This window comes from Geobacter sp. (assembly GCA_009684525.1).
GTDB lineage: Bacteria > Desulfobacterota > Desulfuromonadia > Geobacterales > DSM-12255 > Geoanaerobacter.
The window spans coordinates 162,032-174,188 of the sequence record WKKR01000006.1 but is presented as its reverse complement, the minus strand read 5'-3'; the positions used below and the strand labels follow the sequence as shown (position 1 = coordinate 174,188).

The following is a 12,157-nucleotide window of genomic DNA, read 5'->3' as shown; positions in this document are numbered from 1 at the left end:
AAGGGGAGACATGAGCCCCCCCTCCGCATCCCGCATATTCCTTGCCGAGCAGCCCGACCATCCCTTCAGTGCAGGGGAACAGGTACCCCTGGGAACCGCTAGTCCAGCAGATAAGCCGACCCCCGTGCTTCTTCATGCCTGATCTCGTCAACGGGCGAGTGCTTGCCGTGACCAGCATACAGGCGGTTCGGTCCGTTGAAGACAATGCCGTTTTCGTTGCCGATGTTCCTGTAGGCATGCACCACACCGGGGGGGACGATAACCATGAAGGGGCTGTCCGCGCCGGCATAGATAACCTGCCTGGTGCCGAAGGTGGGAGAGTCCGCACGGGCGTCCCAGAGATAGATCTTGAAATTGGACGGGCCGATGAAGCAGAAATAGTCGGTCTGGTCCGCATGTTCATGGGGACCGCGTGCCACGCCGGGCTGGGTCATGGAGATGTAGGCCATGACCGGCATCACCTCTGCCGCAACCTCGTCGGAGCGATAAAGCTCTGCCAGCCACCCCCGCTCGTCCAGGAACTTGGAGAGCGGCCGCGCCGTCACGTCGTGGATCTTCCCCTTCACGTACACCGGCTGCTCAGACATGCCCTGCCTCCCCGCCGCACAGTTCGATTTCGTTGTAGACCCGCACCAGGTACTCGCGATACCCCGAATTGGGGGTATTGGCGATGGCCGCAGCCATCCCCTTGCAGTCGATGAAACCCATGCGCAGGGCTATCTCTTCGAGGCAGGCGATCTTCAGCCCCTGCCGGGCCTCGAGGGTGCCGATGAAGTGGCTCGCCTCCAGGAGGCTCTGGTGGGTGCCGGTATCGAGCCAGGCAATCCCCCGTCCCAGCTTCTCCACGCTCAGCTCGCCGCGCCGCAGGTATTCCAGGTTGAGGTCGGTAATCTCCAGTTCGCCGCGGGGCGAAGGGGTGAGCCCCTTGGCAAGGGCGGTCACATTGCCGTCGTACAGATAGAGCCCCGGGACGGCATAGTTGGTCTTGGGATGCGCCGGCTTCTCCTCGATGCCCATAACCCGGCCCGTGGCATCGAACTCCACCACCCCGTAACGCTCCGGATCATTGACATAGTAGCCGAAGATCCGCGCGCCCCGGTCAAACTCGGCCACGGCTCGGTCCAGGCCCATCTTGCCATAGAAGATATTATCCCCGAGGATCAGGCAGACTGGTTCGCCGGCGATGAATTCCTCCCCGACCAGAAAGGCCTGGGCAATCCCCTTGGGCTCGGGCTGCACCACATAGGTGAGCTGTACTCCCCACCGGCTGCCATCCCCCAGAAGATTCTGGAAACGCGGGGTATCGTGCGGCGTGGAGATGATGAGGATATCCCTGATCCCCGCCATCATGAGGGTGGCCAGGGGATAGTAGATCATCGGCTTGTCGTAGACCGGCTGGAGCTGCTTGCTGGCAACGAGGGTGAGCGGATAGAGCCTGCTGCCGGCCCCTCCGGCAAGGACTATCCCTTTGGTGATGGGCATTGGTGTCTCCCTGATGCTGGTGAAACCGTAATTATTTACCACAGGGGAAAAACAGCGTCAAATGATTAATCCGACGCGTCTTCACCCCCAAACCAGCTTCAATCCTGCGCGGTTATACCACGGGCAGCGCTCAGGATATCATTGTATATGGCGACTCCCGGAGGAAGCGCTTCCTGCTCCCGGGCACCGTAGCCGGTCAGGACCAGCGCCGTCCTGCAGCCCGCCCGTTGCCCGGCTTCCACATCCACCAGCTTGTCGCCGATCATCCATGACAGGGAGAGGTCGATCTTCAGGTCGGCCGCCGCCTGATGCAGCATCCCCGGCAACGGCTTGCGGCAGGTACACTCCATGAGGTAGATGCCGTTGCCGGCAGTGGGATGATGGGGGCAGTAATAGTAGGCGTCGACCGCGGCGCCTGCCACGGCAAGTTCGGTGTCCATGTGCCGGTGCAACTCCTCAACCGCTGCCTCGTCGTAATAGCCCCGCCCAATGCCGGACTGGTTGGTAACAACCACCACCAGGAAACCCGCTTCCCGAAAGAGCCGGATCGCCTCGGGGGCGCCGGAGACGAAATGGAAATCCTCCGGACGGTGCAAATATTCGCGCTCCACGTTGATGGTACCGTCACGGTCGAGAAAGACCGCTCGCTTCCCTGTCGGCTCGGCTCCGGTCACGGGGCAAACAGCCCTTTTTCGACGAGATCGCAGATGATATGGATCATGGTGATGTGTCCTTCCTGGATGCGGGGGGTATCGTGGCTCGGCATGACCAGCGGCAAATCGACGATCCCGGCGATGCTCCCACCGTCGCGTCCCAAGAGGGCCACGGTCCTGCAACCAGCCGCGCGGGCAGCCTCCAGGGCAATCTGCACGTTGGGAGAGTTGCCGCTGGTGGAGATGCCGACCACCACGTCACCTGCCTGGGCCAGCGCCTCGACCTGTCGGGAAAAAATCCGGTCGAAACCGTAATCGTTGCCGATGGCGCTGAGAATCGAGGTGTCGGTGGTCAAGGCGATGGCAGGCAAGGCCCGGCGCTCCATCTTGAAGCGACCGACAATCTCGGCGGCAAAGTGCTGGGCATCCGCTGCCGACCCTCCGTTGCCCATGACCAACAGTTTTCCGCCCCCCTGCAGCACCGAAACCAGAAGCTCTGCAACTGCGGCAATCCGTGGAGCAAGCAGTTTCTCGACCTTTGCCATGACTTGGCAATGTTCCTTCAGTTGCTGCCGGATCTCCTCCTGCATGCAATCCTCCCTTTCAGGCATTCCGCCCGGAATCTCCGGGTCCGGCTGGTCAGACAGGCGGCAGCGCGCTCTCCAGCCGACGGCCATAGACATCTCTCTCCGTGGCGCTGACCATCTGCACGAACTCGGCAAAATCCATGGTTGCGGTAAAGCCGGGGCACGGCGTCCCCTTCTGTACATCAATAAGGGGCGGCGGCTCCGCAAACCTCTCCAGTACCTGCCGCACCGTCCGGGCCGGCATAAGACCGGGCAGCGCCACAATCTCGACGTGTCGGTGGCGCTGATGCAGCCCTTGGCGCAGCAGCTCGCGCGCTACCCGTGCATGCGCCAGTATCGTTATCCTGTGACCCTGCCGGGCCGCAGCGATGATCACAGGGAATGTCGCCATGAAGGCGGCGATGTCGCTCTCCTTGGGGAGATGGAGACAGAAGCGGCGTTCAGTACCCCACTGCTCGACAAATTGACTGCTGATCGACTTCTCATGCTCTGCACGTCGGGTCAACGAACCGAGCTGCACATCCTCAGAGCGATAGACCTGCCCCTCGGGCACGGCACAAGTCGTGAACCCGGCACGGTAAGCCCTGCGGGAGAACTCCTTGAGACACCACTCCCCGCCATCCAGCTCTTCGTTGAAACCGCCGATCTGTTCCAAGAGACTGCGTCGCATCATGAGGGCGGCAAAATCTGCGGCTTGCAACTCCATCCCGCGGGCAAGCGGGATTTCACCGTTGCCGCGACGGCGGGAGCCGGCATCGACAAACCGGGGCACCACAATACCGGCGGACGGTTCATCGCCGGCAAATGCCAGAAGCGGTTCGAGCCAGCTTTGGGTAACCCGCGAGTTATGGCGAACCACGGCAACCAATGGCGTTTCAGATCTCGACACCCCCCTGTTGACGGCCTTTACGAACCCTTCGTTGACTTTGGTCTTCAACAGGAGCACGCGCACATCGAGGGCTTCGGCAAACTCCTCCAGCATCCGCTCGGTCTCGCGGTCGCTGCAGTTGTCGACCAGGATCAGACGGCTGGATGGGGTGTATTCGACAAGGCTCACCAGACAGTCTCTGGTTTCCACCGGCCGGTTCCAGACCGGAACCACTATGTCTATCCGATTATCTTGCATGTATGGATACTGGAGATGCATCGAGCGACGCTAACCGCACAAGCATCGAACGGTGTGTGGCGGGAAGGTGCATCCACCGGCCGCGGCGGCCGAAAATGCGGGACAGCTCCCGCAGTCTCCGTCGTGGTCTCAGACCACGACCGGCGACACCTATGAAGAAATGGCAACGCTTCTCAGCAGATTCAGTTCGTCGAGGACCTTGCCCGAGCCGAGAACTACGCAGGAAAGGGGGTCTTCGGCGGTAACCACCGGCAGACCGGTCTCTTCGCGGAGCAGGAGATCGAGATTGCGCAACAGAGCACCGCCACCGGCAAGCACAATCCCCTTGTCGACGATGTCGGCGGCCAATTCGGGAGGGGTCCGTTCGAGGCAGATCTTGACCGCCTCGACAATGGCGTTGACCGGTTCGGAGAGGGCGTCGCGAATCTCAACGGAGTTGATGACCACGGTTTTGGGGATGCCGGAAACCAGATCGCGCCCCTTGACCTCCATGGTATGGACCTCGGGGTCGGGGTATGCCTCGCCGATCTCGATCTTGATCAGCTCGGCGGTCCGGTCGCCGATGAGGAGGTTGTATTTCCGCTTGATGTACTGGACGATCGCCTCATCCATCTTGTCGCCGCCGACCCGCACCGATTTGGTATAGACAATGCCGGCCAGGGAGATCACCGCCACTTCGGTGGTACCGCCGCCGATATCGACGATCATGTTGCCCGAGGCTTCGGTAATGGGGAGACCGGCACCGATGGCTGCCGCCATCGGCTCCTCGATGAGATAGACCTCGCGGGCGCCTGCCGACTCGGCAGACTCCTTGACGGCACGTTTCTCCACCTGGGTGATCCCGGACGGGACGCAGATGACGATCCGCGGCCGTACCAGGGTCTTGCGGTTATGGACCCGGTGGATGAAATAGCGGAGCATCTCTTCGGTGATGTCGAAGTCAGCGATGACGCCGTCCTTCATGGGGCGGATTGCAGTGATGCTGCCCGGGGTCCGGCCGAGCATCTTCTTGGCCTCCATCCCGACAGCCAGAACCTTCTGCTGGCCGTTGTTCAATTTCTGCACCGCCACCACCGACGGCTCGCGAATGACGATCCCTTTCCCCTTCAGATAAACCAGGGTATTTGCGGTGCCGAGGTCGATGGCCAGATCATTGGAAAAAATGCCAAACAGATAATCAAAAATCTTTAGCATTGTCAGTGTACTCCTTGGAACGACCTGCTGATTGCTGTCAATTGGAAAGGACGAAATGTAACAGAAACACCCCAGGCATGCAAGAATGAATTTGCCCGACCGGATGGAATGTGTATATTTGTACTTGACAGCGGCGGGAAGCAGGTGTTATACGAAAGATTCTTTACGACGAAACCCGATCAATTAACCATAGCATGGAGCGGAGGTGTAGGTTGGCTCATCACAAATCAGCACTCAAGAGAATCAAGCAGAACGAAAAACGTCGACTGCGCAACAAGCACAACAAGTCCACCCTGCGGACTTTTATCAAGCGCGTTCGTGAAGCTGTTGAAGGCAAGGACGCCACTGCTGCTCGCGAGGCCCTCGCCGCAGCCATTCCCGTCATCGACAAGGCTGCAACCAAAGGGGTGATTCACACCTCGAATGCCTCGCGCAGCGTGTCTCGCCTGACAAAGCTGGTCAACACACTCGGCCAGTAGTCTTCCTGTCGTCATATCCAATGAGAAGGGCGTGTCATGCACGCCCTTTTCTTATTTACCCTTTTCGCTGGCAGATCGCCAGCACCAGGTCCTCCAGTATGGCCGGCGGTCTGCCACCGCTCTTCATGGCGAGATCGGCGGCAAAGAACCGCTCGAAAAGCTGGCGGCACTCCACCGGCCTGAAGTTCCCGGCCTGCTTCACGACCCCCTTGAGGAAATAGGGATTGATCCCTGACTGGCGGCTGATCTCCTGCTCCGCCACCCGCTTATCCAACAGTACCCGCACCTGCCAGAGCTGCCGGAAGTGCCGGGTGATCATCGCCAGCACCATGAGCGGCGCCTCGCCGTCGCGCAGGATTGTCTTCAGCCGCCTGAGCGCCGTGGCCAGATCCTTCGTGCCCAGCGCATTGGCCAGCTCGAAGACGCTGTCCACCTTGGTATCAGACACCACCGCCTTGACATCATCGATGGTGATGGTCTCCCGCTGACCGGCAAAGAGGGCAACCTTCTCGATCTGCGTGGCCAGTTCCTGGAGGTTGTTCCCGGCAAGATAGATAAGTAGTTCGGCCGCAGCCGGGGCCAGTTTCTTGCCATGGCTCGTTGCCTCGCTCCGGAGAAACGGCGCCAGCTGGTTCTCGTAGGGGCGCTTGCACTCGACCAGCTTCCCCCGCTTCTTGAATTCGGTAAAGAACTTCTTGCGCTGATCGATCTTTTCTCCCTGGATGATCAGGCAGGTCGTGGGTGAGGGATCGAGCAGGTACGGGAACATGAGGTCCAGCGCTGCCTGGGAAAGTGACTGGCCCCGTTTCACCAGGACCACCCGCCAGTCGGCGAACATCGGCATGGTCTGGGCGGTATCGAGGATATCTTCCCCCTTGCACTCGGTCCCGTAGTAGACGCTCAGGTTGAAATCGCGGCTGGACGGGTCTACCAGCCGCTCAAGGAGCAGCCGGGTTGCGCGGTCGATCAGATACGGCTCATCCCCGTACAGGTAGTAGAGAGGACCGATCTCCCCCCTCGCTATGGCCGCTTCGAGTTCCTCGGGTTTCACACACGCTCCCTTTTTCCATTCACTGACAGGTTGTTGAAAACGAGGTTTCAGAGTAACAAAAAACTCAGGTTGTTCAAAAGCAGTCAGATCGTCGCACCCGCAGAAAGCCCTGCGGAGGCGTAGCAGCGCTACGCCGCACAAGGCGGCTTTCGAGGACGGCGGCGAGATGGCTGCTTTTAGCTGCGCTGAAACTTCGTTTTCAACAACCTGGCTAAAACGCCCCGGCACTGGCCCGCAGGATCTCCTCAGCCAGTTTCCGGCAGAGTTCGCGTTGCGCCGCCTCTTCGGCATTGAGCTGCAGGGCGAGGTCGCTGTTGGCGGGATATTCCTGGCGGGCGGAGACCGTCCCCTTCCAGAGGACCGTCCCGTTCTTCAGGTGCCGAAGGGTCGCCTCGGCTGTCATGGCTGCCTGGTACATCGCGGTCCGGTCCGCTGCCGAATAGGCGCTGGCCGTTGTGCCGTAGGTAAGGACGGTGCCGGAAAGCTCCAGGTCAGCCTGTTCGACCGGCACAACCCTCCCTCCGCCCCTGGCTGCAAAGAGCTCCACCAGCCGGGCCGTCAGACAGGCCTCCAGATTCGGCCGCAGGCTCTTGTTGGCAAAGACCGGGATGGCAATGGCAGTCCCTTCCCCGGCCCCGTGCAGGGCCTGGTGACCTGCCAGCCGGTAGCCGCAACCCGAGAGCACCATGAAGATTCCCGCCAGCGCGCACCATTTCCGTATCATTTCCCGCACGTTACCCCTCCGGAAACAACGACCCCGCCGGTCGGAAACCGCGGGGTCGTCACTTTCGTCATCCATGAACCGGATCAGCCGACAACGATGTTGAGCAGTTTCCCCGGCACATAGATGACCTTGCGGACCGACTTCCCTTCCAGATGGATCTGGATCTTCGGGTCGGCCAGGGCCATCTGCTGCACCGTCTCCTGCGTCGCATCCACCGGCACCGTCACCTTCCCCCGCAGCTTGCCGTTCACCTGGAGCACGACGAGCATCTCCTCGTCAACCGCTGCCTCCGGATCGAAGGAGGGCCAGCCGGCCTGCTCCAGTCCGCCGACATTCCCCAACGACTGCCAGAGCTCTTCGCTGAAATGGGGGACAAAGGGGGCCAACATCAGAACCAGCGCCTCCACGGCCTCTTTCAGCACCGGCAGGTTTGCCGGCTCGCTCTTCGGCTCGAAGGCGGACATGGCGTTCACCATCTCCATGATGGCGGCAATGGCAGTGTTGAAGTGGAAACGTTCCCCCACGTCGTCGGTGACCTTGCGGATGGTCTTGTGCGTCACCCGGCGAAGTTCCTTGGCCTCGTCCCTGAGGGTAGCGACATCGAGTGCTCCGGCCCGGGATACCAGGGGGCACAACTCGTAGACCAGCTTCCAGACCCGGTTAAGGAAGCGGAAGCTCCCCTCGACCCCATGGTCGCTCCAGTCGAGATCCTTCTCAGGCGGTGCCGCGAACAGGGAGAAGAGCCTGGCCGTATCGGCGCCGTACCGGGTGATGAGCGCGTCCGGATCGACCACGTTCCCCTTGGACTTGCTCATCTTGGAACCGTCCTTGATGACCATCCCCTGGGTGAGGAGATTGATGAACGGCTCGTCGATATTCACATAGCCGAGATCGCGCAGGACCTTGGTGAAGAAGCGGGCATAGAGGAGATGGAGAACCGCATGCTCGATGCCGCCGATATACTGGTCCACCGACATCCAGTACTCGGTCTCTCCCTTGTCCAGGGGGCCTTGGGTAAAGGTCGGGCAGCAGTAACGGAGGAAATACCAAGACGACTCCACGAAGGTATCCATGGTGTCCGTCTCCCGGCGCGCCGGCTTGCCGCAGAGCGGGCAGTCCACCTTGACGAACGACTCGACCCTGGCCAGCGGGTTCCCCCCCTCGCCGGTGAAGGCCACGTCTTTGGGGAGCACCACCGGCAGGTCCTTTTCCGGAACCGGCACCACGCCGCAGCTGTCGCAGTAGATGACCGGGATCGGGTTGCCCCAGTAGCGCTGGCGCGAGATCAGCCAGTCACGAAGGCGGAAATTGACCGTTTTCGTGCCGATCCCCTTTTCCTGCAGGTAGTCGGCGATCTTTTCCTTGGCCGCGGTGCTCTCCATGCCGTCGAACTGGGCGGAATTGACCATGATCCCGTCGGCGGTGTAGGCAGCGGTCATGGTCGCGGGATCGAGGGTCTCGCCGGCAGGCTGGATGACCACCTGCAGCGGCAGATCGTACTTGCGGGCAAACTCGAAATCGCGCTGGTCATGGGTCGGAACCGCCATGACGGCACCGGTGCCGTAGTCCAGGAGGACGAAGTTGGCCAGATAGACCGGCATCCGCCGCCCGGTAACCGGGTTGATGCAGTAGGAGCCGGTAAAGACCCCTTCCTTTTCCAGATCTTCGGCGGTTCGCCGCGCCTTGTCGGTCTTCTTCACCTTGTCGACAAAGGCCTCCACCCGGTCGCGGTTCGCCGCGGTGGTCAGTTCCAGCGCCAGCGGGTGCTCCGGGGCGAGCGACATGAAGGTGGCGCCATAAAGGGTATCCTGGCGGGTGGTGAATACCCGGATCGCTCCGTCGCGCCCTTCCAGCGGAAAGTCGATCTCGCAGCCGAAACTCTTGCCGATCCAGTTGCGCTGCATGGTCAGAACCCGCTCCGGCCAGCCGGGGAGCTTCTGGGTATGGTCGAGCAGTTCGTCGGCATAGTCGGTGATCCGGAAGAACCATTGGTCAAGCTCCTTCTGGGTCACCTCGCTGTCGCACCGCCAGCAGCAGTCATCCTCCACCTGCTCGTTGGCAAGGACGGTCTCGCATTTGGGGCACCAGTTGACCGCCGCGTTGCGCTTGTAGGCCAGCCCCTTTTCATACATCTGCAGAAAGAGCTTCTGCTCCCAGCGATAGTAATCCAGGTCGCAGGTGGCCAACTCCCGGTCCCAGTCGTAGGAGAGCCCCATCTTCTTCAACTGCTTCCGCATGTAGTCGATGTTCTGGTAGGTCCAGTCGGCAGGGTGGCTCTTGTTCTGGATCGCCGCGTTCTCGGCAGGCATGCCGAAGGCGTCCCACCCCATGGGGTGGAGGACGTTGAAGCCGTTCATCCGCTTGAAGCGGGCCACCACATCGCCGATGGAGTAGTTGCGGACGTGCCCCATGTGGATCCGCCCCGACGGATAGGGAAACATCTCCAGCAGGTAGTATTTCCTGCGGGTATCATCATGAACAACCTTGAAGCTCTTGCCGTTCTCCCAATGTGCCTGCCACTTCTCTTCCACCCGTTGCGGGATATATTTCTCCTCCACGTGCTCCTCCACTTTCAATGGGCCGCATTCGGGCATTGCCTGCCGAACGCGTCTCCCTGTTATAGTTGCACCTCATGTCAAGGCATCGCCAACGAGATGATCATTCGGGTGACCACCTGGTATCACCCGAGGTATCGGAAACAAAGTGACATTTGGTACAGTTGGGTTTTCCGGTAATGTTGTAGCCATGGCACGCGCCGCACGACTTGCCGTTGCCCATCTCCCTCATGGAATATGACCGCCGGTTGACCCCGGTTCCATAGATCTTGTAGTGACAGTCAACGCACTTGTACCCCTTTTCCTTGTGCACCTTGTGGCTGAAAAGGACGCTGGTGGTCTTCTTGTCGGGAAAGTCGTAGCGGATCGCCTTGGTAAACGGATGGCACTTGTCACAGTCTCCCTTGACCGAAAAGGCCGCTTTGCCGTCATGGCAGGCTCCGCAGGATTTCCCCCCCTCCATGTTCGGCATGGTATAGGGCTGGCGGCCCGGACCGGGGACAAATATTTTGTCATGGCAATAATCGCACCGGTAGAGGCTGATATGGGCAGTATGCTTGAACAGACCGCCCGACGCCGGATAGGGGATATCCTTCACCGGATGGCAGCGGGTACAGTTGGCCTTGGCCGTGAAAGCATCCTTGTCGTTGTGACAGACCCCGCAGGACTGCCCCCGCTCCATCTGGGCCATGCTGTAGCGCCGTGCGGCAACGCCGGTGGTAAAGACCTTGTTGTGGCAGTTCTCACACTTGTACAACGGAGTATGGACCTTGTGGCTGAAGGGGGTCGGGCCGGCGCCCCGTGTCTGGATGACCACTTCGGGGGCAGACCGGTGGCAGCGGTCACAGCTCCCGGTCACACTGAAGGCATCCTTGCCGCTCAAATGGCAACCGCCGCAGGAGAGCCCCTTCTCCATGTCCACCATGGTCCGGCTCACGTTGCCCGAGCCGTCCTTGAAGAGCTTGTTGTGGCAGGCAGTGCATGAGTAGAGCACATAATGATAGGAGTGACTGAAGCCGGCATCAAGGACGAAATCGATATCCCGCACCGGATGGCAGCGGCCGCAGCTCCCGGTGACATTGAAGGCGGCCTTGCCGTCATGGCAGGCACCGCACGACTTCCCCTCCTCCATCTGCTTCATGGTAAACCGCTTGGCCATGGTGCCGGTTCCGAACACCTTGAAATGGCAGTCGTCACAGCGGTACTTCTTCCCCATGTGAAAGGTATGGCTGAAGATGACCGTACCGCCGCCGGGAACCTTCCACTCAAGCTCCTTGGTCCCCTTGTGGCAGCGATCGCAACTGCCATAGGCTGAAAACGCCACATCTCCTTCATGGCAGGAACCGCAGGAGCGGCCGATCTTCTTTTCCATGTCGGCCATGGTATACGGCGTACGGCGGGGACCCGCGGTAAAGAGCCCGCTGTGGCAGTCGTTGCAGCGATAGATGGTCAGGTGAAAGGCATGGGGGAAAAAGGCATCGGCTGCCTTGTACCGGACATCCCCCACCTGCTTGTGACAACGGTTGCAGTCCCCCTTGACAGAGAAGGCGATCTGGGCATTGTGGCAGCCGCCGCACGAATTGCCCGTCTCCATCTCGCGCATGGTGTAGCGCTTGGCATTGGGACCGGCCACGAACAGCTTGCTGTGACAGTCATAGCAGCCGTACTGTTTTTTCAGATGATAGTCGTGGCTGAACGGATCGGCAGCGGCAAACGGGATATCCTTGACCGCGTGACAACGGGTGCATTCCCCTTTGACGGAAAAACCGGTCTTGCCGTCGTGGCAAGCACCGCAGGACTTCCCCTCCTCCATCTGCTTCATGGTCACATGGGGATTCCTCCCCGATTTGGCGTAGAACAGTTTGTTGTGACAGTCCGCGCAGGTATAGAGGCCGAGGTGGAACTTGTGGTCAAAGAGCAGGGTCCCGAAATCGGGGATGACAATAGGAACCTTGCCCACCACATGACAGCGGACACATTCGGCCAGTGCGAACGCCTTCACCTTGTTGTGGCATTTCCCGCACGACTTCCCCTGCTCCATGTCGGCCATGGTGGCGGTGGGATTCTTGGTTCCGATCTTGTACAGGGAGTTATGGCAGACCGTACAGTCGTTGGCAAGCTTTCCGACATGAACGTCGTGGTCGAAAATGACCGGGCCGGCATTCTCGGTAGGGAAGGTCACCTGCTTGTAGTCCTTGGCGAACAGCAGCAACGGAGCGGCCAGCAGGAACAAGGCCGGCAAGAAGAAGCGTTTCAAGGCTGACTCCTCGCAAAGGGGCGGTGGAAGAAGAAGGGGTGCGAGCGGG

The 12,157-nt window shown here is 60.4% G+C and carries 11 protein-coding genes; 1 reads left to right on the top strand and 10 read right to left on the bottom strand.

Annotation, left to right across the window (positions count from 1 at the left end; translation table 11 throughout):
* Positions 1-98: 98 nt before the first annotated feature.
* From GJT30_17015 to GJT30_16990, 6 genes are all read right to left on the bottom strand, one after another.
* A complete protein-coding gene (locus tag GJT30_17015; GenBank protein ID MSM41321.1) occupies positions 99-587 on the bottom strand; it encodes a dTDP-4-dehydrorhamnose 3,5-epimerase in 489 nt (162 codons plus the stop codon).
* Positions 580-1,482, bottom strand: coding sequence for a glucose-1-phosphate thymidylyltransferase RfbA (rfbA, locus tag GJT30_17010; GenBank protein MSM41320.1), 903 nt, complete (start codon positions 1,480-1,482; stop codon positions 580-582). Before rfbA ends, GJT30_17015 begins: the two co-directional genes overlap by 8 nt.
* 98 nt (positions 1,483-1,580) lie before the next feature.
* Positions 1,581-2,156, bottom strand: a complete 576-nt coding sequence (gene gmhB, locus GJT30_17005; GenBank protein ID MSM41319.1) for a D-glycero-beta-D-manno-heptose 1,7-bisphosphate 7-phosphatase — start codon at positions 2,154-2,156, stop codon at positions 1,581-1,583.
* Positions 2,153-2,725 (bottom strand): D-sedoheptulose 7-phosphate isomerase, encoded by a 573-nt coding sequence (gene gmhA, locus GJT30_17000; GenBank protein MSM41318.1) that lies wholly within the window; start codon positions 2,723-2,725, stop codon positions 2,153-2,155. Before gmhA ends, gmhB begins: the two co-directional genes overlap by 4 nt.
* Before the next feature lie 49 nt (positions 2,726-2,774).
* A complete protein-coding gene (locus GJT30_16995; GenBank protein ID MSM41317.1) occupies positions 2,775-3,869 on the bottom strand; it encodes a glycosyltransferase in 1,095 nt (364 codons plus the stop codon).
* A gap of 129 nt (positions 3,870-3,998) precedes the next feature.
* On the bottom strand, positions 3,999-5,042 hold the full coding sequence (locus tag GJT30_16990) for an MreB/Mrl family cell shape determining protein (protein MSM41316.1): 1,044 nt from the start codon (positions 5,040-5,042) through the stop codon (positions 3,999-4,001).
* Between the two features lie 212 nt (positions 5,043-5,254).
* On the opposite strand from GJT30_16990, the gene GJT30_16985 reads away from it, so the two are divergent.
* Positions 5,255-5,521 carry a 30S ribosomal protein S20 gene (locus GJT30_16985; protein ID MSM41315.1) on the top strand — a complete coding sequence of 89 codons (267 nt, stop codon included), beginning with the start codon at positions 5,255-5,257 and terminating at the stop codon, positions 5,519-5,521.
* A 55-nt stretch (positions 5,522-5,576) separates the two neighbouring features.
* On the opposite strand, the gene holA is transcribed toward GJT30_16985, so the two are convergent.
* From holA to GJT30_16965, 4 genes are all read right to left on the bottom strand, one after another.
* Positions 5,577-6,572, bottom strand: a complete 996-nt coding sequence (gene holA / locus GJT30_16980; GenBank protein MSM41314.1) for a DNA polymerase III subunit delta — start codon at positions 6,570-6,572, stop codon at positions 5,577-5,579.
* A 211-nt stretch (positions 6,573-6,783) separates the two neighbouring features.
* Positions 6,784-7,371 (bottom strand): hypothetical protein, encoded by a 588-nt coding sequence (locus GJT30_16975; protein MSM41313.1) that lies wholly within the window; start codon positions 7,369-7,371, stop codon positions 6,784-6,786.
* Between the two features lie 8 nt (positions 7,372-7,379).
* Entirely contained in the window at positions 7,380-9,854 is a 2,475-nt protein-coding gene (locus tag GJT30_16970; GenBank protein ID MSM41312.1) for a leucine--tRNA ligase, read from the bottom strand.
* Positions 9,855-9,954: 100 nt separating this feature from the next.
* Positions 9,955-12,108: a cytochrome C gene (locus GJT30_16965; protein ID MSM41311.1), complete on the bottom strand. Its 2,154-nt coding sequence runs from the start codon at positions 12,106-12,108 to the stop codon at positions 9,955-9,957.
* Between the last annotated feature and the right edge of the window lie 49 nt (positions 12,109-12,157).

Excerpts from the sequence above, each read along its gene's own strand:
- GJT30_16995 (MSM41317.1), bottom strand. The coding sequence starts at position 3,869 with ATGCATCTCCAGTATCCATACATGCAAGATAATCGGATAGACATAGTG.
- gmhA (MSM41318.1), bottom strand. The coding sequence starts at position 2,725 with ATGCAGGAGGAGATCCGGCAGCAACTGAAGGAACATTGCCAAGTCATG.
- GJT30_17015 (MSM41321.1), bottom strand. The coding sequence starts at position 587 with ATGTCTGAGCAGCCGGTGTACGTGAAGGGGAAGATCCACGACGTGACG.
- rfbA (MSM41320.1), bottom strand. The coding sequence starts at position 1,482 with ATGCCCATCACCAAAGGGATAGTCCTTGCCGGAGGGGCCGGCAGCAGG.
- GJT30_16990 (MSM41316.1), bottom strand. The coding sequence starts at position 5,042 with ATGCTAAAGATTTTTGATTATCTGTTTGGCATTTTTTCCAATGATCTG.
- GJT30_16975 (MSM41313.1), bottom strand. The coding sequence starts at position 7,371 with ATGGATGACGAAAGTGACGACCCCGCGGTTTCCGACCGGCGGGGTCGT.